25 protein-coding genes are annotated in these 24,331 nt (G+C 71.9%); 15 read left to right on the top strand and 10 right to left on the bottom strand.

Annotated features, from left to right (window positions below; all coding sequences use genetic code 11):
• Positions 1 to 24 precede the first annotated feature (24 nt).
• The 3 genes from ACFY1H_RS23705 (at position 25) to ACFY1H_RS23695 (ending at position 1,958) form a co-directional block, all read left to right on the top strand.
• Complete coding sequence (locus ACFY1H_RS23705) at positions 25 to 423, top strand: NUDIX domain-containing protein (RefSeq protein ID WP_386949588.1); 399 nt, start codon at positions 25 to 27, stop codon at positions 421 to 423.
• 194 nt (positions 424 to 617) lie between these two features.
• Positions 618 to 1,115 carry an MmpS family transport accessory protein gene (locus ACFY1H_RS23700; RefSeq protein WP_366581531.1) on the top strand — a complete coding sequence of 166 codons (498 nt, stop codon included), beginning with the start codon at positions 618 to 620 and terminating at the stop codon, positions 1,113 to 1,115.
• A 36-nt stretch (positions 1,116 to 1,151) separates the two neighbouring features.
• Positions 1,152 to 1,958, top strand: coding sequence for an ABC transporter permease (locus ACFY1H_RS23695; protein WP_366581533.1), 807 nt, complete (start codon positions 1,152 to 1,154; stop codon positions 1,956 to 1,958).
• On the opposite strand, the gene ACFY1H_RS23690 is transcribed toward ACFY1H_RS23695, so the two are convergent.
• Positions 1,934 to 2,620 carry a histidine phosphatase family protein gene (locus ACFY1H_RS23690; RefSeq protein WP_366581535.1) on the bottom strand — a complete coding sequence of 229 codons (687 nt, stop codon included), beginning with the start codon at positions 2,618 to 2,620 and terminating at the stop codon, positions 1,934 to 1,936. The genes ACFY1H_RS23695 and ACFY1H_RS23690 overlap by 25 nt on opposite strands.
• A gap of 40 nt (positions 2,621 to 2,660) precedes the next feature.
• Positions 2,661 to 4,535: a Na+/H+ antiporter gene (locus ACFY1H_RS23685; RefSeq protein ID WP_386949584.1), complete on the bottom strand. Its 1,875-nt coding sequence runs from the start codon at positions 4,533 to 4,535 to the stop codon at positions 2,661 to 2,663.
• 82 nt (positions 4,536 to 4,617) lie between these two features.
• Here ACFY1H_RS23685 and ACFY1H_RS23680 point away from each other — a divergent pair, with 82 nt between their 5' ends.
• Positions 4,618 to 6,039, top strand: a complete 1,422-nt coding sequence (locus tag ACFY1H_RS23680; RefSeq protein WP_386949581.1) for a carboxylesterase/lipase family protein — start codon at positions 4,618 to 4,620, stop codon at positions 6,037 to 6,039.
• Positions 6,040 to 6,060: 21 nt separating this feature from the next.
• Here the strand turns inward: ACFY1H_RS23680 and ACFY1H_RS23675 are convergent, their stop codons facing one another.
• The 4 genes from ACFY1H_RS23675 to ACFY1H_RS23660 are packed head-to-tail and all read right to left on the bottom strand — an operon-like array spanning position 6,061 to position 9,388.
• Positions 6,061 to 6,444 carry a YchJ family protein gene (locus tag ACFY1H_RS23675; RefSeq protein ID WP_386949578.1) on the bottom strand — a complete coding sequence of 128 codons (384 nt, stop codon included), beginning with the start codon at positions 6,442 to 6,444 and terminating at the stop codon, positions 6,061 to 6,063.
• On the bottom strand, positions 6,431 to 6,901 hold the full coding sequence (gene rnhA / locus ACFY1H_RS23670; RefSeq protein ID WP_386949575.1) for a ribonuclease HI: 471 nt from the start codon (positions 6,899 to 6,901) through the stop codon (positions 6,431 to 6,433). The genes ACFY1H_RS23675 and rnhA overlap by 14 nt, the downstream gene beginning before the upstream one ends.
• Before the next feature lie 21 nt (positions 6,902 to 6,922).
• Complete coding sequence (locus ACFY1H_RS23665) at positions 6,923 to 8,398, bottom strand: glycosyltransferase family 39 protein (protein ID WP_386949572.1); 1,476 nt, start codon at positions 8,396 to 8,398, stop codon at positions 6,923 to 6,925.
• A 9-nt stretch (positions 8,399 to 8,407) separates the two neighbouring features.
• On the bottom strand, positions 8,408 to 9,388 hold the full coding sequence (locus tag ACFY1H_RS23660) for an alpha/beta fold hydrolase (RefSeq protein WP_386949569.1): 981 nt from the start codon (positions 9,386 to 9,388) through the stop codon (positions 8,408 to 8,410).
• Between the two features lie 120 nt (positions 9,389 to 9,508).
• Between ACFY1H_RS23660 and ACFY1H_RS23655 the strand changes: the two genes are divergently transcribed.
• A complete protein-coding gene (locus ACFY1H_RS23655) occupies positions 9,509 to 10,303 on the top strand; it encodes a DUF1684 domain-containing protein (RefSeq protein WP_386949567.1) in 795 nt (264 codons plus the stop codon).
• A gap of 3 nt (positions 10,304 to 10,306) precedes the next feature.
• On the opposite strand, the gene ACFY1H_RS23650 is transcribed toward ACFY1H_RS23655, so the two are convergent.
• From ACFY1H_RS23650 to ACFY1H_RS23640, 3 genes are read right to left on the bottom strand one after another with little or no spacing between them, the layout of a single operon-like run.
• On the bottom strand, positions 10,307 to 11,068 hold the full coding sequence (locus ACFY1H_RS23650) for an enoyl-CoA hydratase-related protein (protein WP_386949565.1): 762 nt from the start codon (positions 11,066 to 11,068) through the stop codon (positions 10,307 to 10,309).
• A 36-nt stretch (positions 11,069 to 11,104) separates the two neighbouring features.
• Positions 11,105 to 12,493 carry a 4-hydroxyphenylacetate 3-hydroxylase N-terminal domain-containing protein gene (locus tag ACFY1H_RS23645; RefSeq protein WP_386949562.1) on the bottom strand — a complete coding sequence of 463 codons (1,389 nt, stop codon included), beginning with the start codon at positions 12,491 to 12,493 and terminating at the stop codon, positions 11,105 to 11,107.
• A gap of 31 nt (positions 12,494 to 12,524) precedes the next feature.
• Positions 12,525 to 13,679, bottom strand: a complete 1,155-nt coding sequence (locus ACFY1H_RS23640) for an acyl-CoA dehydrogenase family protein (protein WP_386949560.1) — start codon at positions 13,677 to 13,679, stop codon at positions 12,525 to 12,527.
• A 139-nt stretch (positions 13,680 to 13,818) separates the two neighbouring features.
• On the opposite strand from ACFY1H_RS23640, the gene ACFY1H_RS23635 reads away from it, so the two are divergent.
• Genes ACFY1H_RS23635 through ACFY1H_RS23625 form a run of 3 tightly spaced genes read left to right on the top strand, consistent with a single transcriptional unit; the run spans position 13,819 to position 16,269 of the window.
• Positions 13,819 to 14,790 carry a nitronate monooxygenase family protein gene (locus ACFY1H_RS23635; RefSeq protein ID WP_366581556.1) on the top strand — a complete coding sequence of 324 codons (972 nt, stop codon included), beginning with the start codon at positions 13,819 to 13,821 and terminating at the stop codon, positions 14,788 to 14,790.
• 11 nt (positions 14,791 to 14,801) lie between these two features.
• Complete coding sequence (locus tag ACFY1H_RS23630; protein WP_386949557.1) at positions 14,802 to 15,557, top strand: 3-hydroxyacyl-CoA dehydrogenase; 756 nt, start codon at positions 14,802 to 14,804, stop codon at positions 15,555 to 15,557.
• A 43-nt stretch (positions 15,558 to 15,600) separates the two neighbouring features.
• Positions 15,601 to 16,269: a TetR/AcrR family transcriptional regulator gene (locus tag ACFY1H_RS23625; RefSeq protein WP_386949555.1), complete on the top strand. Its 669-nt coding sequence runs from the start codon at positions 15,601 to 15,603 to the stop codon at positions 16,267 to 16,269.
• Positions 16,270 to 16,275: 6 nt separating this feature from the next.
• On the opposite strand, the gene ACFY1H_RS23620 is transcribed toward ACFY1H_RS23625, so the two are convergent.
• On the bottom strand, positions 16,276 to 16,914 hold the full coding sequence (locus tag ACFY1H_RS23620; protein ID WP_366581561.1) for a TetR/AcrR family transcriptional regulator: 639 nt from the start codon (positions 16,912 to 16,914) through the stop codon (positions 16,276 to 16,278).
• Between the two features lie 212 nt (positions 16,915 to 17,126).
• Here ACFY1H_RS23620 and ACFY1H_RS23615 point away from each other — a divergent pair, with 212 nt between their 5' ends.
• Genes ACFY1H_RS23615 through ACFY1H_RS23585 form a run of 7 tightly spaced genes read left to right on the top strand, consistent with a single transcriptional unit; the run spans position 17,127 to position 24,331 of the window.
• Entirely contained in the window at positions 17,127 to 18,638 is a 1,512-nt protein-coding gene (locus tag ACFY1H_RS23615) for an acyl-CoA synthetase (protein ID WP_366581563.1), read from the top strand.
• Between the two features lie 35 nt (positions 18,639 to 18,673).
• Positions 18,674 to 19,777 (top strand): NAD(P)-dependent alcohol dehydrogenase, encoded by a 1,104-nt coding sequence (locus ACFY1H_RS23610; protein WP_366581565.1) that lies wholly within the window; start codon positions 18,674 to 18,676, stop codon positions 19,775 to 19,777.
• 4 nt (positions 19,778 to 19,781) lie between these two features.
• Entirely contained in the window at positions 19,782 to 19,973 is a 192-nt protein-coding gene (locus ACFY1H_RS23605; RefSeq protein WP_220241991.1) for a ferredoxin, read from the top strand.
• Positions 19,970 to 21,184: an NAD(P)/FAD-dependent oxidoreductase gene (locus ACFY1H_RS23600; protein WP_386949550.1), complete on the top strand. Its 1,215-nt coding sequence runs from the start codon at positions 19,970 to 19,972 to the stop codon at positions 21,182 to 21,184. The genes ACFY1H_RS23605 and ACFY1H_RS23600 overlap by 4 nt, the downstream gene beginning before the upstream one ends.
• The gene (locus ACFY1H_RS23595; RefSeq protein WP_386949547.1) at positions 21,184 to 22,632 is read left to right on the top strand and encodes an aldehyde dehydrogenase; all 1,449 of its coding nucleotides are present in this window, start codon (positions 21,184 to 21,186) and stop codon (positions 22,630 to 22,632) included. The genes ACFY1H_RS23600 and ACFY1H_RS23595 overlap by 1 nt, the downstream gene beginning before the upstream one ends.
• On the top strand, positions 22,629 to 23,891 hold the full coding sequence (locus ACFY1H_RS23590; protein WP_386949544.1) for a cytochrome P450: 1,263 nt from the start codon (positions 22,629 to 22,631) through the stop codon (positions 23,889 to 23,891). The genes ACFY1H_RS23595 and ACFY1H_RS23590 overlap by 4 nt, the downstream gene beginning before the upstream one ends.
• A 32-nt stretch (positions 23,892 to 23,923) precedes the next feature.
• A complete protein-coding gene (locus tag ACFY1H_RS23585) occupies positions 23,924 to 24,331 on the top strand; it encodes an SCP2 sterol-binding domain-containing protein (RefSeq protein ID WP_360606121.1) in 408 nt (135 codons plus the stop codon).

Genomic DNA, 24,331 nt, shown 5'->3' with positions numbered 1-24,331 from the left:
TCCGGATACGACAGAATGCGACCCATGACCCCGATCGACGCGCTGGCCTGGGTTCACGTCCGCGACCGGCGGCTGCTGTCGGTGCGCACGCGGGGCAAGGAGAAGTTCTACCTGCCCGGCGGCAAACGCGAGCCGGGCGAGGGCGACGTCGCGGGGCTGTGCCGCGAGATCCGCGAAGAGCTCGGCGTGGAGCTCGACCCGCTGACCTTCCGGTTCTTCGCGCTGCTCGACGAGCAGGCCGACGGGTTCGCCGACGGCCGCCGCGTGCGCATGACCTGCTACACGGCCGAACACACGGGCGAGCCGGCGCCGTCGGCCGAGATCGCCGAGGCGGCGTGGCTGGGCGCCGCCGACGCCGCGGTGTGCCCGCCCGCCGGGCAGCGCGTGCTGCGGATGCTGGCCGAACAGGGGGTCGTGGACTGACTCTCCGTGACCGGCTATCACGACGGTGTTATGGGCATCGTCCGTGGTGACCACATCGGTGACTGGTCCACTGGGGCACCCGTAAGGGTGAAGTTTCACCAACTTTGCGCGGTTGGCTAACGCCGAGTGACGTTCGGACGAGAACCAGGCATCGTACTCGTCAGAAGTGCGCTCGAACGAGAGAAGACCTCTCCATGAGTGTTCCTGCCGCGACCCCTCCGGCATCGCCGCCGGGTGCGGGTGGTCCGGGCCGGCTCAAGCCGCTCGGCAGCGTGGTCGTCGTGGTCGGCGTCATCGCCGTCGCGATCGCCGTGGCCTCGTACGTCACGCCCAAAGCGGCGCCGAGGGCCGGCGAACCCGGCCAGGCGTCCCCGACCGAGGTCGCGCAGGCCGAGCCCGTGGCCGTCCAGGACGTCACCCGCACCATCGTCTACGCGCTCGAAGGCGAAGGCGGCGCCCGCAACCTCACCTACGTGGCCGCCGACGCGGGCCTCGAGCAGCAGACCGAGGTCACCACGCCGTGGTCGGTCACCGTCACGCGCACCGCGCCCGCCGGCGAAGCCGAGTTCGCGAGCCTCGCCGCGCAGAGCGCCGGGCCGGGCGCGCTGACCTGCCGGATCACCGTGGACGGCGCCGTCGTCGCCGAGAAGTCCGTGTCGGGGGAGGGCGCGCAGCTCAGCTGCACCGCATGAGGTCCGGGTGAGCCTGCCTGGGGCAGGATCACGGGCGTGAACGGTGCGATCGGGTTCGGGCCCGCCCTGGTGATCGTCCTCGCGGTGCTCACGCTGGCCGGAGGCGCGGTGGTGCGCTTCGGCGGGCTGGGGCAGGGCCGGGCGGTGCTGGTGGCGGCGGTCCGCGCGATCGCGCAGCTCGCGCTCGTGTCCCTGGTGATCACGCTGATCCTGCGGTCGGGCTGGCTCACCGGCCTGTTCGTGCTGTTGATGTTCGCGATCGCCGTCGTCACGTCGGCCTCTCGCATCGGGGTGCCGCGCCGGATCGGCTGGGTCGCGCTGGCGCTGGCCTCGGGTGTCGCGCCCGTGCTGGCCCTGGTGCTCGCATCGGGAGTTGTGCCGCCGGAACCGATCACGGTCGTGCCGATCGCCGGCATCGTGATCGGCGGGACGATGACCGCCACGTCGCAGTCGGCGCGCCGCGCGCTCGACGAGCTCGCCCTGCGCCACGGCGAGTACGAAGCCGCGCTGGCGCTGGGTTTCCTGCCCCGGCTGGCCGCGCTGGAGATCTGCCGTCCGTCGGCCGGGCAGGCCCTGATCCCGGCGCTCGACCAGACGCGCACGGTCGGGCTGGTCACGCTGCCGGGCGCGTATGTCGGTCTGCTGCTCGGCGGCGCGGGCCCGATTCAGGCCGGCATCGCGCAGGCGCTCGTGCTGATCGGGCTGCTGGCCGCGGAATCCGTTGCCGTCCTGACGACCGTGCAGCTCGTCGCGGCGGGGTTCATCCGCCGCGACGAGCCGGTGCGCCGCCGGTGGACCTTCGCGTGGGTGCCCCGGCGTCAGCCGAGCGGCGCCGCCAGGTGAGCGGTGTCGTTGAAACGCCGCACGAGCCACCGGTCGCCGTGCACCACGAGGTGGGAGATGGACCCGTTGTCCGCGCCCAGGAACGCGAAGCGGTCGACCGCGCGGCTCGCCTGCGCGAACACCTCGCCGATCACGCCGCCGTGGGTGAACACCGCGACGCGGCGGTCGGGGTTCGCCTCGGCGATCCGCGTGAGTGCCCGGCGGATGCGCAGGCCGAACGCCTCGTCGGACTCCGCGCCCGGGATCACTTCCCAGCGCTGCTCGGTCCAGAGCCGGTCGACGATCGGGTGCCCCTCGGTCGTGTACTGGCGGAAGAGCCCGTTCTCCCAGTCGCCGAGGTGGATTTCGCGCAGTTCGGGCACGACCTCGGGCGTGAGGCCGAGCTTCTCGGCGAGCGGCGCGGCGGTCTGCACGGTGCGCCGCAGCGTCGTGACGTAGAGCGCGTCGATGCGCTCGCCGACGAGCCGTTCGCCGATGCGGAGGGCGTGGTCGCGGCCTTCGGGTGCGAGGTCGGGGTCGGCCTGGCCGTCGACGAGGTCGAACGGTGCGCTGATCCGCGCGGGCGCGGATTCTCCGTGGCGCACCAGGAAGATCTCGGTCGCTCCCGGCGGGGGGCTGAACCGGTGCTGGCGGTATTCGACTTCCTGCTCGGGCGTGCTCATGGCCCCGACCCTATCCGGGCCGGGTTGCGAGCCGGGGTCCTCAGCCCAGCTGTTTGTCCACGAAACACCAGCGCCACGTCTCACCCGGTTCGAAGCTGCGCATCACCGGGTGGCGGCTGTCGTGGAAGTGCAGTGTCGCGTGCTTGCGCGGCGAGGAGTCGCAGCACGCGACGTTGCCGCATTTGAGGCACATGCGCAGATGAACCCAGGTCGTGCCTTCCGCGATGCACGCGGCGCAGACGTCGGGAGAGCTCGGGTCGACGTCGCGCCACGGGTGCGCCAGGTGCTTGCACGAGCGCGCCGTGACGGCCGGCGTGCTCAGCTCGCGCTCGACGACCGGTGCTTCCTCTTCGACGCGGTCGAGCAGCGACTCCTCGATGTCGAGCCGGGCCAGCACGCGGCGCAGCACGGTGTCGTCGGCCGTGCCGTTGTCGCGCGCCAGCAGGAACTGCTCGCGGTCGACTTCCAGCAGCTGCAGGCGCAGCCGCCGGTAGGCGTCGCTCGGCGTCTCCGCGAGCGCGCTCTGGCGGCCGAGCTGCTCCCACGCCGAGTCGGCGCGGTACTGGAGGCGGTCGCGCAGCCGTTCGACGATGTCGGGCGGGTCGTCCGGGGTGCTGATCTCCTCGAGCTTCGCGAGCGCGGCGCGGGTCATGTCGTTGACCACGGCGGCTTCCTGCAGCGCGTCTTCGGCCGGGTCGGGCCGTGGCAGGCGCAGGCGCCGGATCAGCGTCGGCAGCGTCATGCCCTGCACCACGAGCGTGCCGGCCACGACCACGAACGCGGCCAGCACCAGCACGGCGCGCTGCGGGGTGTCGGCCGGGAGCACGAACGCCGCGGCGAGCGTGACCACACCGCGCATGCCGGCCCAGGCGATCACGGCGGAGTAGCGCCAGGGCCAGATCTTCGGCTTCTTGACGAAGCGGGCGGTGAGGCGCTTCTGCACGCCGATGCCGATCAGCCACAGCACGCGCGTGAGGATCACCGTGCCGAGCACCGCCGCGCAGATGCCGAGGAGCTCCCACACCGACAGGCCCGTCTTGGAGACGTCGATGAGGATCCCGCGCAGCTGCAGGCCGATCAGCAGGAAAACCATGTTCTCCAGCAGGAACTGCACGGTCTGCCAGTTGAGCCGCGACGCCAGCCGGGTGGAGCCCGAGAGAATGCGCGGCGATTCGTGGCCGAGCATGAGGCCGCAGACGACCACCGCGAGCACCCCGGAGCCGTGCGCGACCTCGGCCAGCAGGTACGCGACGAACGGCACGGCGAACGACAGCGCCGTGTCCGTGACCGGTTCCTCCAGGCGCTTGCGCAGCTGGGTCGCGACGAAGCCGACCAGGAGGCCGACCACGATCCCGCCGACCGCGGCGAGCAGGAAGTCGAGCCCGACCTGCCACAGGCTGATCGACCCGGCGATGGCCGCGATCGCGGTGCGCAGGGTGACCAGCGCGGCCGCGTCGTTGAACAGGCTCTCGCCCTCCAGCAGCCGCACGAGCTTGCGCGGCATGCCGACCCGGCGCGCGACCACGCTCGCCGCCACCGCGTCGGGCGGCGCGACCACCGCGCCGAGCGCGATCCCGGCGGCGAGCGGCAGGCCCGGCACCACGGCCCAGGCGACCACTCCGACGCCGAACGCCGTGAACACGACGAGACCCACCGACAGCACGAGGATCGGCCCGCGCAGCTTGTTGAACGCCACCAGCGACGTCTGGATCGACGCCGAGTACAGCAGCGGGGGCAGCAGCCCGATCAGCACGACCTCGGGGTCGAGCTGGTAGTCGGGCAGGCTCGGGATGAACGACGCCGCGACCCCCACCGCGACCAGACACAGGGGCGCCGACCAGTCCAGACGCCTCGCGATGACCGTGACGACCAGGACCGTCACGACCAGCGCCACCAATTCCGCCGCGATGTGCACGGGGTAATCATGACCCGCGCGCGGCCGCGGGTGCTCGCGGGACACGGAACTCGCCACCTGCGTGATCAGTAGGCTGGCCCGCGTGACGACGGTGGAGACGCGAGCCGGTGCGGTGCGTGGCGAAGTGCGCGCCGGAGTCGGGTATTTCCTGGGCGTGCCCTACGCCGAGCCGCCCGTGGGCCCGCTGCGGTTCCGGCCGCCGCGACCGGCCGGCAGCTGGGCCGGCGTCCGCGACGCGACGCGGTTCGCCGCGCGGGCGCCGCAGCCGGAGGTGACCGGGCGCGGGTTCACCGGTGAGGAGGACTGCCTCCACGTCAACGTCTACGCGCCGGCCTCACCCGGGCCGTACCCGGTGCTGGTGTGGATCCACGGTGGTGGCGGGGTGATGGGCTCGCCGCACCAGTTCGACGCGTCGGCGTACGCGCGCCGAGGCATCGTGGTGGTGACCGTCGGCTATCGCCTCGGGGTGCTGGGCATGCTGCGGCTGCCCGGGGTGTCCGAGGGGAATCTTTCGCTGCACGACCAGGTGCTCGCGCTGGAGTGGGTGCGCGACAACGTGGCGGCGTTCGGCGGCGACCCGGAGCGGGTGACGCTCGCCGGGCAGTCGAACGGCGGGCGCACCGTCGGCACGCTGCTGGCCGTGCCGCGGACGCGGGGGCTCTTCCGCCAGGCGATCGTGCAGAGCGGCACGGGCGTCGGCTCGGTCGTGCACACGCCGGCCGAGGGCGAGGCCGTGGCGGCGGCGCTGCTGGCCGACCTCGGCGTGGCCGCGGACGAGCTCGCGACGCTGCCGGTGCCGCGGATCCTCGAGGCGCAGCAACGGGTCGCGGCCGCTTCGGGAAAGCTCGTGACCTACCGCGTGATCGTCGACGGCGACCTGCTGCCGCGGTACCCGGGTGAAGCCGTGGCCGACGGCGCGGCGCGCGACGTACGGATCCTCACCGGCACGACGGCCGACGAGCAGGACCTGTTCTCCTGGCTGCAGACCGGCCGCGCGAAGCTGCTGGGCACCGGCTCGACGATGCTCGACGACGAGACGATCGCCAAGGGCGTCGCCGCGTACCGCGAGCTGCTGCCCGGCTGGCCCGAGGACCAGCTGCGCAACCGCGTGCGGACGGCCGGCGACTGGTGGCTGCCCGCCATCCGGCTGGCCGAGGCGCAGCACGCCGCCGGCGGCACCGCGTGGATGTACCGGCTCGACTGGCGGATCGCGCCGCGCGGCAAGGGGCTCGGCGCGGTGCACGGGCTCGACGTGCCGTTGATGTTCGACGACATCGGCAACAAGAACTGGCGCTTCCTGTTCGCGCTGGCGAAACCGGATCCGGCTCGGCTGCAGGCGATGGCGACGCAGATGTTCGACGTGTGGGTCCGCTTCGTCGCGACGGGCGACCCGGGCTGGGCTCCGTACGAGCCCGGCGCGCGGATCACGCGGCTGTTCGACGACGTGAGCACGACCGTGTCCGATCCGGACGCCGGGCAACGCCGGCTGTGGGATTCCCTGTGAGCGCGGTTTCGCAGGACAGGTTCAGAGTGCGCTGACGTAGAACCACTGGCCGGCTTCGCGGACGAAGCGGCTGTTCTCGTGCAGCGTGTCTTCGTTGCCGCGGAAGCGGTAGTGCGCGCGGAACTCGACGGTGCCTTCGTTCTGCAGCAGCCCGCCGCCCGTGCCGCCGAGGATGTCGAGGCCGGTCCACTCCTGGCCGTCGTCGAGGCGCAGCCGCTTCGGGCGGGTGTCCGGGTGCCACGTCGCCAGCAGGTACGCGGGATCGGCGACGGCGAACGCGCTGTAGCGCGAGCGCATGAGCAGCTCGGCGGTGGGCGCGGCCTGGCGGCCGTCGTGGAAGCGGCCGCAGCACTCGGCGTAGGGCTGGGGCAGGCCGCAGGGACAGCGTGGGTCAGGCGCGGGCACGCTTGACCCCGGCCTGGGCGGACTCCTGCGCACCTTTCACGGCCAGCCGGTCGGCGCGCTCGTTCTCGGGCAGGCCGGCGTGGCCCTTGACCCACAGCCACTCGACTTCGTGGCGCTCGCCCGCGGCGTCGAGGCGCTGCCACAGGTCGGCGTTCTTCACGGGCTGCTTCGCCGCGGTCTGCCAGCCGTTCTTCTTCCACCGCGGCATCCACTGCGTCACGCCGTTGCGGACGTAGGTGCTGTCGGTGTAGATGCGCACGACCGAGGGCCGCGTGAGGCTTTCCAGCGCGCGGATCGGCGCCATCAGCTCCATGCGGTTGTTGGTGGTCACGGTGTCCTCGCCGCCGTAGAGCTCGCGCTCGTGGCGGCCGTAGCGCAGGAAAGCGCCCCAGCCGCCCGGGCCGGGGTTGCCGCTGCACGCTCCGTCGGTGTAGATCTCCACGGCCTCATCGCTCACGCAGCGACCCTACCGAGCGCGTCAGGAGAAGTGGCGGAGGCTCGGCCAGAGTGCCGACCACGCGGCCGTGGTCCCGGTGCACAGGGCGACGGGCGTGCCCTGCTCGTCGTTGTCGATCCCGGCGTCCTGCACGGCGACCTCGCGGCAGCCGGTGAACGCGCGGGCCGGGCGGTCGAACGAGCCGACGAGCACCACGGCCCCGTCCATCCGGTCGGGCGGCGGGCCCCAGTCCGCGTAGGACATGTGGCCGGAGTACGGCGCGGGCAGGTCGTGGGCCGGGCCGTAGTGCTCGATCGCGCCCGCTTCGCCGTAGTTGCTGGTGAAGACGACGGCGTTGGCCTTCTCGGGAATCTGCCGCCACGCATCGGCGACGGTCGCGACGAACCCCGGCCAGCCGATCTGCTCGCCCTGTTCCTTGTTCAGCGCGAGCACCGGGCCCAGCGCTTGCGCCGGCACGATCGGCAGCCCGATGGCGAGGGAGACCGCCGCCCCGAACGCCGCGGCGACCAGCCACCACCGCCTCGCCCGGCGGCGCGCGAACCACTCCAGCGCGGGCTGCACGCCGGCCGCGGTGAGCAGCATCAGCAGCGGCAGCGAGTAGTACGGCTTGCCGCCGAGCGCGAGCAGGACGACGCACAGGATCGGGTACGCGAGGGACAGCGAGCGCAGCCGCGGCGTCTTCCACAGCCGCACGATCCCGGCGATCCACACGGGCACCAGCGCGGGGGAGAGGTACGCGATCTGCAGCGGCACGAACATCAGGCGGTTCTCGGCGCCGTCGTTTTCGCTGATGCCGCCGGCGAAGGCGACCATGGGCCAGCCGTTGCGAGCCTCCCAGACGAGCACGGGCGCGACCGCCGCGAGCGCGATGGCGACGCCCGCCGCCAGCCACCATGTCCGGAACACTTCGCGGGGTCCCGTGATGAACACGCTGACGGCCAGCGCGAGGAGCAGCAGGGGCACGAGCCACTTGTTGAGCAGCCCGACGCCGGTCGCCGCGCCGATGGCAAGCCACCAGCGGCCGTCACCGGTCTTGAGCAGCTTGACGGTGAACAGCCCCAGCACCGACCAGACGAGCATGTCGATCGTGGTGGTGGACAGCATGTGCGAGACGACGAGGACGTAGCCGGACAGCGCCGTGACCACGGCGGTGATCACCTGACCCGCGTGCCCGGCCCCGAACTCCCGCGCGGCCAGCGCCAGCACGAGCACCGTCGCCACCCCGGCCAGCGTCGCGACCACCCTCAGCGCGGGCGCCGTGTCCCCGAACAGGCTCGTCGCGAGCCTCGCCAACGCCGGCGTCAACGGCGGCTGGTCCACGTACCCCCACGCCAGCCGGTTCCCGGCGGCGACGTAGTAGAACTCGTCGCGGTGGAAGCCGTACCCGCCCGACAGCGCCGTGAGCACCGCGGCCTGCACCACCACCACGATCCCGACCCCGCCGGCCGCGAACGGCGCCCTGGTTCTCGCGGCCGTCTCCGAAGCGGTTTCCCCCATGGCTCCCCCTCACCCGGAGGGCGGATCGTAACGCCGTCGCGAGATCGACAGGGCCCCCGTTTCCGACCCGAGACTTGCCGGGCCCGGGTCAGCGCGGCGACACGTCCCGGATGCCCGGACCACGGCGTCCGGCCGCAGCCAGGCGAGGCCCGAGTGCCCGGCGTCGTCCAGACGGCGGACTTCGGCCCGGGGGAGCGCGGCGGCCAGGTCGGTGTACAACCGGTGCTTGGCCTCGTTGGACTCCGCCGGCGATGCCCGCGCTTCGGGCGGCAGCAGCTCCTCGGCGAACCGGTCGATCCCCATGGCGGACACGAAGATCAGCGGCACATCGGGATCGGGCCCCGCGGCGCGGACCTCGTCGAACAGGCGCGGCAGGTTCATCGGCTCCCGCAGGGACTGCCGGTAGCGCTCACGGCTGAACCCCTGGTCCAGCAGTGGCTCGCGGATCTCGGCGGGCCAGCCGGCGAGCGCCCGGCCGAACGTGGCCCGGTACGCGGTCCGCATCGCGTCCAGCTGTTCGGGCGGGAACACATCCTCGGTGCTGGAGTTCCGCAACAGCCGCGCCTTCTCCTCCGGCAGGTAGCCGACGATGTCCTCGTGCGTCGGGTCGAGCAGGACCAGGCCCGCGGCCTCGCCGGGGAACCGCTTCGCGTAGAGCCGCGCGTAGAGGCCGCCGAGCGAATGTCCGACCAGCACGTACGGGCCGGGCACTTCGGCGGCGCGCAACAGTTCGCGCAGGTCGTCGGTGACCTGCGTGCCGCTGCGGGGGAGCTCCACCGGGTCGCTCCAGCCCGTGCCGAGCCGGTCGTAGAACACGCTCGTGGTGAACTCCGCGACGAGGTCGTGCACGGTCCGGTAGTACAGGCCGAACATGCCGCCCCCGGCCAGGAACACCACGGGCGGCCCGCCGGTGCCGGAGCGGTGCAGCAGCATCGCCCCGCCCGAGACCTCGTAGCGAGTCCCCAGCGGGGCCTCGGTGTCGTCCGCCATGCCCGGTGCTCCCGTCGCCGTCGCCACTCGCCCGAAAGTATCCGCGCCCGCATGGTGGGACGTGGAACAACGCCCACGGTGAGGCGTTGTCTCCAGCACGGGTCGACGGAAGGGGCAGGCATGACGGCGAGCACAAGGGACTTCACCCAAGCCTGGCAGGACTGGAAGGTCCAGCGTGAGAAGGAGCTGGCCGAGCCCTACGGCTGGCTGGCGCTGGTCTCCCTCGACTGGCTGGGGAATGAGCCGCGCAGCTACGGAAATCTGCCCGGGAAGTGGTGGCAGGACGCGGAAGCCGCGTACGTCGACCCCGATGGTGCGGACCTCGTGCACGAGGGCGAGAAGATCACCGGCGTCAAACGGATCGAGCTGGTGAACAGCGGCGCCGGGACGCGGGTGGTGGCCGGGGCCGTAGAGGTGGAGATCGCGAGGCGGTCGGGGTACCTGATTCGCGTGCACGATCCCGAGGCGCCGGTGCTGAAGACGTTCCGGGGTGTGCCGGCGTACGAGCCCGACGAGAACTGGGCCGTCGAAGCACAGTTCGAGGCGTTCGAGGAGCCGCGGCCGGTGACGGTGGGGGCGGTGGTCGAGGGGCTGTCGCACGTGTACACCGCGCCCGGCAAGGTCCGGTTCACCCGCGACGGCACCGAGTACACGCTCACCGCCTTCAACGGGCGCGAAGGCGGCTTCACGATCCTCTTCACCGACGCCACCAGCGGCGTCACCACCTACGCCGCCAACCGGTCGCTCGCGGTGGACAAGCCGGACGAGCAGGGCCGCGTCACGCTGGACTTCACGAGGGCCCGCAACCTGCCCTGCGCGTTCACCGACTTCGCGACGTGCCCGCTGCCGCCCGAGGGCAACCGGCTCCCGTTCGCCGTGGAGGCGGGGGAGAAGCTGCCCTACGAGCGGCAGTAGCCCTCACTCGCCGCGGAACTCGGGACGACGCTTGGCGCGGAAGGCGGCCAGGCCTTCGGCGAAGTCCTTGGTGGCGAACAACGACGACTGACCGGCCCGCTCCAGCTCGAACGCGCCGTCGAGCTGGGCCAGCGACGAAGCGGCCAACGCCCGCTTCGTCTGCGCGAACGAAGCCGTGGCGCCTTCGGCGAGCTGCCGGGTGATGCGCGCGACCTCCGCGTCGAAGTCGGCGTCCGCGACGACGTGCGAGATCATGCCCCACTCCAGGGCCTGCGGAGCCGGCACGCGCTCGGCCAGCATCGCCATGCGCGCCGCCCGCGCGCGGCCGATGGCGGCGGGCACCAGGGCGGTGGAGCCGCCGTCGGGCATCAGGCCGACGTTGGCGAAAGCCAGCAGGAAGTACGCCGACTCGCGCGCCACGCACAGGTCCGCGGCCAGCGCGAACGAGCAGCCCACGCCCACGGCCGGGCCGTTCACCGCGGCCACCACCGGCTTCGGGATGTCGCGGAACAGGCGGGTGAGCCGGTTGGCGGCGTCGATCGTGCCGGTGTCCGGGTCGGCCTCGATATCGGTGCCGGCGAGGTCGGCGCCGGCGCAGAAGGCCCGCCCGGCACCCGTCAGCACGACCACGCGCACGCTCGCGTCCGCCAGCGCCTCCTCCACGGCGTCGCCCGCGCGCACGAGCATCGCGGTGGTCACGGCGTTGAGCCGGTCGGGCCGGTCGAACTCGATGCGCAGCGCGGCACCGTCCTGCACGATCTTCACTGGCACATCAACTGGCGCGGTCAAGGAAGGCCCCTTTCAGGCGAGTCCGGCGTGGCGGCTGACGTACGCCCGGGCGCGCGTCGGGTCGTAGGTGCGGGCGATCTGCAGTTTCTCCGCCTCCAGCGAACCTTCCGCGTGCGTGGCGAGCACGGCCTGGTAGCCACCGTAGTCGCGGGCGGTGAGGTCGGCGATGAGGTTCAGCAGCCGCAGGCGGGGCTCGGCCGGCACCGCGGCCGCGTAGTACTTCTCCAGCACCGCGCGGATCTCCGGGTTCGCCCAGTCCTCACCGCCGGGGCCGGTGGCGAGCAGACCGCCGGCGAGGTCCATGAGCTTCGCCGCCGCGTCGTGGAAACCGTGCGCGAAGGTGTACTTCGCCGTGTTCACCGCGACGGGGTCGGGCTGCTGGATGCAGTCCTGCCCGGGCCGCGACCGCAGCGCGGCCAGCTCCGCGAGCCCGCGCACGGTCTCGGCGTACGCGATCAGCTGCGTGATCTTGTCCTTCACGTGCCCGGCGCGCGCGATGCCGTTGTACTCCGCGATCAGCGTCGCCGAACCCACCAGCAGGTCGAGCAGGGGCAGCTTGTAGTTGATCGCGGTGAACCGGTGGTAGTCCACGAACGCGATCGCCAGCGGTCCCGCCAGCTCGGGGCGGCGGTTGAGGAACACGCGCTCCTTCGGCACCCGCACGTCGTCGAACACCGTGAGGCTCTCGAGCATCTTGTGCTTCGACGACAACGGAAACTCGAACTCGTTGCGCTCGCCGGCGAGGTAGGGCGAGACGTAGATGTTCAGGCCCGGAGTGTCGATCGGGATCGCGAACGACACCGCGTAGTCCGCGTCGTCGGGACCCATCGCGCGGGTCGGCAGCACGATCAGCTCGTCGGCGTTGGCCGAGTACGACGTGTGGCACTTCGCGCCGCGCACGGTGATCGAGTCGGCGTCCTCGTCGACGATCCGCAGGTACAGGTCCGGGTCGGCCTGCTGGTGCGGCGCGAGCGAACGGTCGCCCTTCACGTCCGTCTGCGCCACGGCCAGAGCCAGGTCGTCGCGGCACACGCGCTCGTGGAACGCCTTCGCGCGCTCCAGCTCTTCACCCTCCAGAGTGCGCAGCAACGCGAACATCGCGTCGCTGCCCACCTCCTTGAGCACGATGATCCCGCCGCCCAGCCGGGAGACGGTCTCGATCAGCTCGCCGCGGGACCGCAACTGCTCGGCCGAACGCGGCACCCGGTAGAACGCCGAGTAGCCGTCGGCGACGGCCAGCTCGGGGTGCGACTGCGAGATGTCGAAGCAGTGCGCGGAGTGGTCCACCGCGAGCGTCAGCTCCGGGTGGTCGCCCACGCTCGCCACCCGCTGCCCGCGGTAGAACACGCGACGGCCGTCGCGCAGCCCGTCCCGGTACTCCTTCGCCGTGCGCAAACCCATGTGTCGTCCGCTTTCTGTGTCAGTGGGGTGGTCAGTGGCCGGCGGCGAGATCACGGCCGATGATCTCCTTCATGATCTCGGTGGTGCCGCCGTAGATCGTCTGGATGCGGGAGTCCACAAAGGCCCGGGCGACGGGGTACTCCAGCATGTAGCCGTAGCCGCCGTGCAGCTGCACGCAGCGATCGATCACGCGCTTCTGCAGCTCGCTGGCCCACCACTTGGCCTTCGCCGCGTCGACCGCGGAGAGCGAGCCGGCGTTGAGCTCGTGCACGCACGCGTCGAGGTACGCGGCCGTCACGTCGCGTTCGGTGGCGATCTCCGCGAGCACGAAACGGGTGTTCTGGAAGTCGCCGATCGGCTTGCCGAACGCCTTGCGGCTGAAGCAGTATTCGCGCGTTTCGGCGAACACCGCGTCGACGCTCGCGAGGCTGCCGACGGCGATCGACATGCGCTCGCGCGGCAGCCGTTCCATCAGGTGCGCGAACCCGCGGCCCTCGGTGCCGAGCAGGTTCGCCGCCGGCACCCGCACGTCCTCGAAAAACAGCTCCGCGGTGTCCTGCGCGTGCAGGCCGACCTTGTCGAGCTTGCGCCCGCGCGTGAAACCGGGCGTGCCGTCCTCGACCACGATCAGGCTGAACCCGCGTGAGCCCGCGGCCGGGTCGGTGCGCGCCACCACGATCACGAAGTCGGCGTTGATGCCGCTGGTGATGAAGGTCTTCTGTCCATTGAGGACCCATTCGCCACCGTCGCGCACGGCCGTGGTGCGCACGCCCTGCAGATCGCTGCCCGCACCCGGCTCGGTCATTGCGATGGCGCCGATCAGCTCGCCCGAAGCCATGCCCGGCAGCCACTTCCGGCGCTGTTCGTCGGTGCCGAGGTCCTGCACGTAGGGAATGATGATGTCGTCCTGCAGCCCGAAGCTCGAGTGCAGCGATGCCGCTCCGACGCGTGCCAGCTCCTCGGCGACGACCACGCGGTAGCGGTAGTCCGGCTGGCCGGCGCCGCCGTGCTCCTCCGGCACGGCCAGCCCGATCACGCCCTGCTTGCCCGCGGCGCGCCAGACCTCGCGGTCGATCAGCCGGTCGGCGTCCCAGCGGTCGAGGTTCGGCACGACCTCGCGCGCGGTGAACTCCCGCACCAGTTCGCGGTAGGCCTCGTGGTCGGCGGTGAAGAGCTGGCGCTGCACGGTGCCCCCTGCGTCGTCGAAAGTTATCTAACGATCGTTAAACACGCCCGCCGCTGTCAAGAGACCAGGGTCACTGTATATCTAACGATCGCTAAGTTACCTTCGGTGCGGAAACCGTGGGCCGAACAAGGGAGTCCGGATGCTGCGCACGCGCTTCTGCGAGGTTTTCGGGGTCGAGCACCCCATCGTCCAAGGCGGCATGCAGTGGGTGGGCCGCGCGGAGCTCGTGGCCGCCGTGGCCAACGCGGGCGCGCTCGGGTTCCTCACCGCGCTCACACAGCCGACACCGGAGGACCTGGCGAAGGAGATCGTCCGCTGCCGGGAGCTCACGGACAAACCCTTCGGCGTGAACCTCACGATCCTGCCGTCGATCAACCCGCCGCCGTACGCCGAGTACCGCGACGTGATCACCAGCTCCGGCGTGCCGGTCGTCGAGACGGCCGGGTTCAACCCCGCCGAGCACCTGCCGGCGTTCCGCGCGGCCGGGGTGAAGGTGCTGCACAAGTGCACCAGTGTCCGTCATGCGGTGAAGGCGCAGGCCCTCGGCGTGGACGGGGTCTCGATCGACGGGTTCGAGTGCGCCGGGCACCCCGGTGAGGACGACGTCCCGGGGCTGGTGCTGATCCCTGCCGCGGCCGAGCAGGTGACGATCCCGATGATCGCCTCCGGCGGGTTCGCCGACGGCCGCGGCCTCGTCGCCGCCCTCGCGCTCGGCGCCGACGGCGTCAACATGGGCACCCGCTTCCTCGCCACGGCCGAGGCGCCGGTGCACGACAACGTGAAGCAGCGCCTCGTCGAGGCGACCGAGCGGGACACGGAGCTGATCTTCCGGTCGCTGCGCAACACCGCCCGGGTGGCGTCCAACGCCACGAGCCGCGAAGTGGTCGGCATCCTCGCCGGCGGCGGTGGCTTCGACGACGTGCGCGACCTGGTGGCGGGCAGCCGCGGCCGCAAGGTCTACGAGACCGGCGACATCGACCTCGGCATCTGGTCCGCGGGTGTGGTGCAGGGGCTCGTCCACGACGTGCCGACGGTGGCGGAGCTGGTCTCCCGCATCGTCGCGGAGGCACACGAGATCATCGCCGGCCGCCTGGCCGGCGTGCTGGCCTGAGGAGGACACGGATGGACATCGCGAACACGGTCGCGCTCGTGACCGGCGGGGCGTCGGGGCTGGGCCTGGCCACCGCGAAGGAGCTGCACAAGCGCGGCGCGAAGGTGGTCGTGGTCGATCTGCCCACTTCGGACGGTGCCGCGGTCGCCGCGGAGCTGGACGGTGTGTTCGCGCCGGCCGACGTGACGAGCGAGGCCGACGTGCGGGCCGCTGTCGACATGGCCGCGTCGCTGGGCGACCTGCGGGTGGTCGTGAACTGCGCGGGCATCGGCAACGCGGTGAAGACCGTCGGCAAGAAGGGCGCGTTCCCGCTGGACGCGTTCACGAAGGTGGTGTCGGTCAACCTGATCGGCACGTTCAACGTGCTCCGGCTGGCCGCCGAGCGCATCGCGCAGGTCGACCCGCTGGGGGAGGAGCGCGGGGTCATCGTGAACACCGCGTCCGTGGCGGCGTTCGACGGTCAGGTCGGGCAGGCCGCGTACTCGGCGTCGAAGGGCGGGATCGTCGGCATGACGCTGCCGATCGCGCGCGACCTGGCGAGCCTCCGGATCCGCGTGATGACCATCGCGCCCGGGCTGTTCCACACGCCGCTGTTCGCCACGCTGCCCGACGAGGCCGTCGAGTCGCTCGGGGCGCAGGTGCCGCACCCGTCCCGGCTGGGCGACCCGGCGGAGTACGCGGCGCTGGCCTGCCACATCGTGGAGAACCCGATGCTCAACGGCGAGACCATCCGGCTCGACGGCGCCATCCGCATGGCCCCGCGCTGAGCCTAGACTCGGCGGGGAAGCTTCCGGACTCGATGGGTGGAACATGGTGCGTGTGCGGGAGGCGGTGGCCCCGGCCTCCGCCTCGGTCTCGGTCGAGGTCGAGCCGGGGGCCGACTGGCGGCACTACGACGAGCTGGAGCTGACGCCCCTGCTCGCCGCCGCGCTCGACGCGTTCTACGAGCACGGTTTCCACGGCACCTCGGTGCGCGACATCGTCCGCCGGGTGGGGCAGACCGTGCCCTCGCTGTACTACCACCACGACAGCAAGGAAGGCGCCTTCGCCGCGTTGCTCGACCTGGGCACCGGCGAAGCCGTCAGCCGGGTCAACGCGGCGGCGGCCGACGCGGCCGGTCCGCGGGAGCAGCTGGTCAACGTCGTCGAGGCGGTGGTGCTGCACATGACGCACCGCACGCGGCTGGCCGCGCTGGACCTGGAGCTGCGGCACCTCTCGCCGGACTCGCGCAAGCGTTATGCCGCGCGCCGCAAGGAGATCGAGACCGTCCTGACCGGGATCATCGAGGACGGCGCGCGCGAGGGCGTGTTCACCGTGGCCCACCCCGAGGAGACGGTGCGGGCCGTGCTGGGCATGTGCCAGTCGATCGCGCGGTGGTACCAGCCCGGCGGCCCGCTGAAGCCCGAAGAGCTCGCCGGGCGGTACGTGGACCTCGCGCTGCGCACGGTCGGCGCGCGGCCGGTGAAGCGCAAGCGCTGAGGTGCGTCACGGACGCGGCGCCGGCTCCAGGTACAGGGTGCGCCAGATGACCTCGGTCATGGAGTCGGCCAGCGCGTCGTCCTCGGACTCCGGGGTGAAGCGCAGGGTCTGGTGGCAGGTGCGTTCGACCATCCAGGTGAGCGCGGAAGCCGTGGCGCGCACGGGCATCGGCGTGATCGTGCCGGCGGCCTGGCCGCGCTCGATGATCGCCGCGATGGCGTCGACGAGGCCCTCCATGATGCCGCGGTAGAGCTCGTCGACCTCGGAGTCGTACGCCGCCATCTCGATCACCGCGTAGAGCACCGAGCGGTGGTTGCGGTAGCGGGCGATGATCTCGCTCAGCGAGGCCCGCAGGTCCTCGGGGTCGCGCGCGTCGGCGCTGTTCCACCAGCGTTGCGCGGCTTCGGTGAGGTCGGCGAACACGTGCTGGGCGAACAGCCGCAGCAACTGGCCCTTGTCCTCGAAGTAGACGTAGAAGGTGGCGCGCGAGATGCCGCCTTCGGACGCCAGGCGGTCGACGCTCAGCTCGGTGAACGTGAGTCCCTCGCCCATGAGGCGCTCGGTGGCCTCCAGCAACTGGCGGCCGAGCGTCTCCCGGCGCTGCTGCTTGCGCGCGGTCTGGGGCTTGCGGGTCACCGACGGCATCCAGCCTCCTTGTCCTCGCTCTCACCCTACCGGCTCGCCGCTCGAATTGACTGGACAGAGAATCCAGACATACTGTCTTGACAACATGTGAGCTGGACCATACGCTCAACTTAACGAACGCTAGATAGCTCTCCCGAGGTCACAGCCGACCGGTTCGGGCGCCCGCGGCGCACCGGTCGGCTCCCCGTCCGGTTCCCCTGCCAGGAGCGCCCATGTACCCCGGTGTCCACGCCGAGCAGTTCCCCGACAAGCCCGCCGTCGTCGTGGCCGGCGGCGAGGTGCTCACGTACGGGCAGCTGGAGGAGCGTTCGGCGCGGCTGGCGCGCTACCTGCACGACGCGGGGCTGCGCCGCGGCGACCACCTCGCGCTCCTGTCCGGAAATGACCCGAAAGTGTTCGAGGTCTACTGGGCGGCGTTGCGTTCCGGGCTCTACATCACGGCCGTGAACCGGCACCTGTCGCCGGCCGAGGTCGCCTACATCGTCGACGACTGCGGCGCCGAGGCGCTGATCGTGTCGGCCGGGCTCGCCGAGGTGGCCGAGGCCGTCGTCGCGGAGACGCCGAAGGTGCGCCTCCGCCTGGCGTACCGGGGAAGCGTGCCCGGCTACGAGTCCTATGAGGACGCGCTGGCGGGCACGTCGGCCGAGCCGCTGGCGGAGCAGCCGCGCGGCATGGACATGCTCTACTCGTCCGGCACCACCGGCCGGCCGAAGGGCATCAAGCCGCCGCTGCCCGAGCGCCGGGTCGACGAGCCGGGCGATGTCTACACCGCGGTTTTCGGTCCCCTGTACGGGTTCGGCCCCGGCACGGTCTACCTCTCGCCCGCGCCCGTCTACCACGCGGCGCCGCTGCGCTTCGGCGGCGTGGTGCAGGCGCTGGGCGGCACGGTGGTGCTGATGGAGCGGTTCGACGCGGAGCAAGCGCTTTCCGCGATCGAGACCTACGGCGTGACGCACAGCCAGTGGGTGCCGACGATGTTCGTCCGCATGCTCAAGCTGCCGGAAGCCACGCGGGTGAAGTACGACCTGTCGAGCCAGCGCGTGGCCGTCCACGCCGCGGCGCCGTGCCCGGTCGACGTCAAGCGCGCCATGATCGACTGGTGGGGCCCGGTCCTGCACGAGTACTACTCGTCCACCGAGGGCAGCGGCATCACGTTCATCGACAGCGAGCAGTGGCTGCGCAAGCCCGGTTCGGTCGGGCCGGCCGGTGTCGGCGTGATCCGGATCTGCGGCGAGGACGGCGAAGAGCTGCCGGCGGGCGGCATCGGCACCGTCTACTTCGAACGCGACGCGCTGCCGTTCGCCTACCACAACGACCCGGGCAAGACCGCCGAGGCGCAGCACCCGCGGCACCCGACGTGGACCACCACCGGCGATGTCGGGTACGTCGACGAGGACGGCTTCCTGTTCCTCACCGACCGCAAGGCCTTCATGATCATCTCCGGCGGGGTGAACATCTACCCGCAGGAGATCGAGAACGCGCTGACGCTGCACCCGAAGGTGCTCGACGTCGCCGTGGTCGGCGTGCCCGACCCGGAGATGGGCGAGGCGGTGCAGGCGTTCGTCGAACCCGTGGGCGAGGCCGGGCCGGGCCTCGGCGACGAGCTGCGCGAGTACCTGCGCGAGCGCATCGCGCACTACAAGGTCCCCCGGGCGTTCACCTTCGTCGACCGGCTGCCCCGCACGCCCACCGGGAAGCTCGTCAAGGGCGAGCTCACCCGCTGACCGACCACTTCGGACCCACCAGGAGCGAGAAGACCATGCAGATCAAGGCCGCGGTGCTGCGCGCCGCCGACGGGCCCTACCGGATCGAGGACGTCGAGCTGCCCGCGCCGGGCGCGGACCAGGTGCTGGTGCGCATCGCCGGCGCCGGGCTCTGCCACACCGACCTGCTGCCGCGTGCACCGGGGTTCCTGGCCGCGCCGCCGATCATCACCGGGCACGAGGGTTCGGGTGTCGTCGAGGCCGTGGGTGCCGACGTGACGAGCCTGGCGCCGGGCGACCACGTGGTGCTGTCGTTCGACTTCTGCGGCCACTGCGCCAACTGCGTCGCCGGGCACCCGTCGTACTGCGAGACCTTCTTCCCGCGCAACCTCACCGGCCACGACCCGGACGGCGAGCAGCCGGTGCTCGACGCCGCGGGCGAAGCCGTGGCCGCGCGCTGGTTCGGGCAGTCGTCGTTCGCCTCGCACTCGGTCGTCGCGGCGCGCAACGCGGTGAAGGTCGACCCGGAGCTGCCGCTGGAGCTGCTCGGCCCGCTCGGCTGCGGCATCCAGACCGGGGCGGCCTCGGTGTTCAGCGCGCTCGGCGTGGAGCCCGGCACGAGTTTCGTCGTGTTCGGCGCCGGTGGCGTGGGCCTGTCCGCGGTGATGGCGGCCCGGGTGGCCGGGGCCGCGCGGATCGTCGCCGTGGACCTCAACCCGCGCCGGCTGGAGCTGGCGAAGGAACTCGGTGCCACGCACACCGTCGACGGCGCCGCGCCCGACCTGGCCGAGCAGCTGCTCGCGGCCACGGGCGGCGCTCAGTACACCTTGGACACCACCGGCGTGCCGTCGGTGATCACCACCGCGATCGCGGTGCTGCGCCCCACCGGCACCTGCGGGCTCGTCGGCGTGCAGCAGGGCGACCTGGTGCTCGACCCGACGGCGCTCGCCGTGGGCCGCAACGTGATGGGAATCCTCGAAGGCGACGCCGTGCCGCAGGTGATGATCCCGCGGCTGATCGAGCTGTGGCGCCAGGGCCGGTTCCCGTTCGACCGGCTCGTGGAGACGTTCCCGTTCGAGGAGATCAACGAAGCCGAGCAGGCGAGCCTCAAGGGCGAGGTCGTGAAGCCCGTCCTGGTTCCCTCCGCGCGGAAGGAGTGAGCACGTGAAGATCGTCGTGGACCGCGCCCGCTGCACCGGGCTGGGCATCTGCGAGTCGTTCGCACCCGAGGTGTTCGAGGTGGACGACAACGGTGACCTGGTCCTGTCGTCGGAGACCGTGCCCGACGGGCTGGAGTCCGAAGTGGAGCAAGCCGTCACGGGCTGCCCGACCGAAGCCCTGAGGCTCGAGAAGTGACCCGTCTCGTCGTCGTCGGTGCCTCCCTGGCCGGGCTGCGGGCCGTGGAGGGCGCCCGCAAGGCCGGGTTCACCGGGTCCGTGACGCTCGTCGGCGCCGAGGAACACCTGCCCTACGACCGGCCGCCGCTGTCGAAGGCGTTCCTCGACGGGCCGGTCGCCGCGCCGGTGTTCCGCGAGGAGCAGGTGCTGCGCGACGAGCTCGGCGTCGAGCTCGTGCTCGGCACCCGGGCGCACGCGCTGGATCCGGCCGAGCGCGCGGTGCACGCGGGGGATCGCGAGATCCCGTACGACGGCCTCGTGATCGCCACCGGCGCGACCGCCCGGACGCTGCCCGGCACGAGCCACCTGGCCGGCGTGCACACGCTGCGCACCCTCGACGACGCGCTCGCCGTGCGCGCGGCCCTCGACGCCGGTGCCCGCACGGTGGTGATCGGCGCCGGGTTCATCGGCTCGGAAGTCGCGTCGGCAGCACGCAAACGCGGCCTGCCGGTGACCGTGGTGGAGGCCGCCCCGACGCCGCTCATGCGCGCGATCGGCGCCATGGGCGAACCCTGCTCGGCGCTGCACCGCGCGAACGGCACCGACCTGCGCTGCGGCGTCGCCGTGACCGGGGTCGAAGGCCACGACCGCGTCGAACGCGTGCGGCTGGCCGACGGGACCACGCTGGACGCGGACCTGGTCGTGGTCGGCGCCGGCGCGGTCCCGGCCACCGACTGGCTCGCGGGCAGCGGGCTCACGCTGGAGGACGGCGTGGTGTGCGACGCGACGCTCGCGACGGGGCTGCCCGGCGTGTACGCGGCGGGGGACGTCGCCCGGTGGGTCAACCCGGTGTTCGGCCGGGCCATGCGCCTGGAGCACTGGAGCAGCGCCGCGGAGCAGGGGGCCGCGGCGGGCGTCGGTGCGGCGGTGGCGGGGGCGGCCGAGCCGTACGAGACCGTGCCCTACTTCTGGTCCGACTGGTACGACACCCGCATCCAGTTCGCGGGCGTGCCCGACGCCGACGAGATCCGGGTGGTGCTCGGCGATCCGGACGAGGGCCGGTTCGTCGCGCTGTACCGCTCCGGCGATCGCCTCACCGGCGTGCTCGCGGTGAACAAACAGCGGGAGATCATGAAGTTCCGGGCCCTCATCGCACGCCGCACCGACTGGTCCGGCGCGCTCGACTTCGCCGCCCGGCGGCGGGAACCCGTGTCCGAAGGAGTGCGCTGATGCACGAACACGAAGCCCTGTACATCGACGGCGCGTGGGTGCGCCCGGCCGGCGGCGCCACGCTCGCCGTGGTCTCGCCGGACACCGAGGAACGCATCGGCACCGTGCCGCTCGCGGGGGAGTCCGAAGTGGACGCCGCGGTCGCCGCCGCCGGTCGCGCGCTGCGGTCCGCGGAGTGGGGCGGGCTCACACCGGAAGCCCGGTCCGGGCTGCTGATGGCGTTCGCCGACGAGCTGGGCAAGAACGTGGCCCAGCGCGCCGAGCTCACCACGATCCAGAACGGCATGCCGATCACCATCGCCACCGCCGCCGAGGGGGCCGGCCCGGTCGGGATCCTGCAGTACTACGCCGCGCTCGGCGCCGCGCCCGCCGAGGAGCGCCGGCCGCGGCTGGACGGGCAGGGCGTCACCGTGGTGCGCAAGGAGCCGGTCGGCGTGGTCGCGCTCGTGGTGCCCTGGAACTTCCCGCAGGTGCTCACGATGTTCAAGCTCGCGCCGGCCCTGGCGGCGGGCTGCACCGTGGTGCTCAAGCCGTCGCCCGAGACCACGTTGGACGCGCTGGAGCTCGCGGCCACCGCCGAACGCGCCGGGCTGCCCGCGGGCGTGCTCAACGTGATCTCCGGCGGCGCCGACATCGGTGAGTACCTCGTGACCCACCCGGGTGTGCAGAAGGTCGCGTTCACCGGGTCCACGCCCGTGGGCCGCAAGATCGGCGAGGCCTGCGGCCGCCTGCTGCGGCCCGTCACGCTGGAGCTGGGCGGGAAGTCGGCGGCGATCGTGCTCGACGACGCCGACCTGGCCACCACCGTGCAGGGCCTGGCCACGGCCAGCCTGCTCAACAACGGCCAGACCTGCTACCTCTCCACGCGCATCCTCGCCCCGCGCTCGCGCCACGACGAGGTCGTCGCCGCGCTGTCCGGGCTGGCCTCCGCGCTGACCGTCGGCGACCCGCTCGATCCTGGCACGCACATCGGCCCGCTGGTCAGCGACAAGCAGCGGCGCAAGGTCGAGGAGTACGTGGCCGTGGGCCGCGAGTCCGGCGCCACGCTGGCGGCCGGCGGCGGGCGCCCCGACCGCGACCGTGGCTGGTACGTGCAGCCGACCGTGTTCGGCGGCGTCGACAACGGCAGCCGGATCGCGCGGGAGGAGATCTTCGGCCCGGTGCTCACGGTGATCCCGTACGGCGACGTCGACGAAGCGGTCTCCATCGCCAACGACTCCGACTACGGGCTCGGCGGCACCATCTGGACCTCCGACGTGGAGAAGGGCCTCGACGTGGCGCGCCGCGTGGAGACCGGCAGCGTCGGCGTCAACTTCTACGACCTCGACCTGGGCGCGCCGTTCGGCGGCGTGAAGGCCAGCGGCGTCGGCCGCGAGCTCGGCCCCGAGGGCCTGGCCGCCTACCAGCAGCTCAAGTCCGTCTACTTGGGACAGGAGATCCCCGCATGACCGCGATCGTGACCCCGCAGCAGCGCGAGTACGACGAGATCGACCTTTCGTCGCGGGCCTTCTGGTCGACCCGCGCCGCCGACCGCGAGCGCAGTTTCGCCGCGCTGCGCCTGCAGCGCCCGGTGTCGTGGCACCGGCCGGTCGAGGACGCGCTGATGGAGGACCCCGAGGACCCCGGCTACTGGGCCGTGGTCCGCCACGCCGACATCGTCGAGGTCAGCCGCCGCAACGACGTGTTCGTGTCCGGCCAGGGCGTGATGTTCGAGAACATCCCCGAGGAGATGCTCGAGGCGTCGCAGTCGTTCCTGGCGATGGACCCGCCGCGGCACACGAAGATCCGCAAGCTCGTCAGCGCCGCGTTCACCCCGAAGCAGGTGCGCCGCATCGAGGAGCAGATCAAGGCCAACGCCCGTGACATCGTGCGCGAGCTGGCCGAGGCGGGCAGCGGTGCCGACTTCGTGCGCCAGTGCTCCGGGCAGCTGCCGATCCGCACGCTCTCGGACATGGTCGGCATCCCCGAGTCCCACCGCGAGAGCGTGGCCCACGCCGCCGACGCGTCGGTGTCCTGGGCCGACCCGGTCTACCTCGACGGGCGCGACCCGATCGACATGATCTTCGAGGCCCAGATGACGCTGCACGGTGTGGCGTTCGAGATGGCCGAGCACCGCCGCGCCCACCCGGCCGAGGACCTGATGACCAACCTCGTGCAGGCCGAAGTGGACGGTGAGCGCCTCACCGACGAGGAGATCGCGGCGTTCTTCGTGCTGCTCTCGGTGGCGGGCAACGACACCACCCGCCAGACCACCAGCCACACGCTGCGCGCGCTCACCGACTTCCCGGAGCAGCGCGAGTGGCTGATGGCCGACTTCGACGGCCGCATCGGCAGCGCGCTCGACGAGTTCGTCCGCTGGGCCTCCCCGGTGATGACGTTCCGCCGCACGGCCGTCGCGGACTTCGAGCTGGGCGGGCAGCAGGTCAGCACCGGCGAGAAGGTGGTGATGTTCTACGCGTCCGGCAACTTCGACCCCGAGGTGTTCGACGAGCCCGGCCGCTTCGACCTGAGCCGCAGCCCCAACCCGCACGTGAGCTTCGGCGGGGGCGGCGCGCACTTCTGCCTCGGCAACCAGGTCGCCAAGGCCCAGCTGCGCGCCCTGTTCGGCGAGCTGCTGCGCACGCTGCCGACCATCACCGCCGGCGAGCCGGACTACCTGGCCGGCAACTTCGTGCACGCCGTGCGCGCCATGCCCTGCTTCTTCTGAGACCACGTTCCCGAACAGACCGGAGGCCAGCCATGCCCGCGTTCAGCAAGCCCGAAGAGATCTACCAGTACATCGGCGGCATCTTCGAAACCGCGTTCGCCGACGCCGACCTCGCCGCCAAGCTCGCCGGCACCGGCCTGGTGCTGAAGATGGTGTGCACCAACCCCGAGTCCGCGCTGCTGATCGACACGCAGAACCGCCGCGTGACCGGCGACGCGTTCGACGCGCCGGCCGACGCGACCATGACGATGGACAGCGAGGTCGCCAACGGCTACTGGCAGGGCAAGGTGAACCTCACGTTCGCCATGGCCCGCGGCAAGGTCAAGGTGGACGGTCCGGTGTCGAAGCTGATCAAGCTCGCTCCGCTGTCGAAGAAGCTCTTCCCCGTGTACGTCGAAAAGCTGCGCGCCGACGGGCGCGAGGACCTGATCGTCGGCTGA

The organism is Amycolatopsis sp. NPDC001319 (assembly GCF_042896185.1).
Lineage (GTDB): Bacteria > Actinomycetota > Actinomycetes > Mycobacteriales > Pseudonocardiaceae > Amycolatopsis.
Note: the sequence above shows the minus strand (reverse complement) of the source record. Positions and strands in the feature narration are given on the sequence as shown.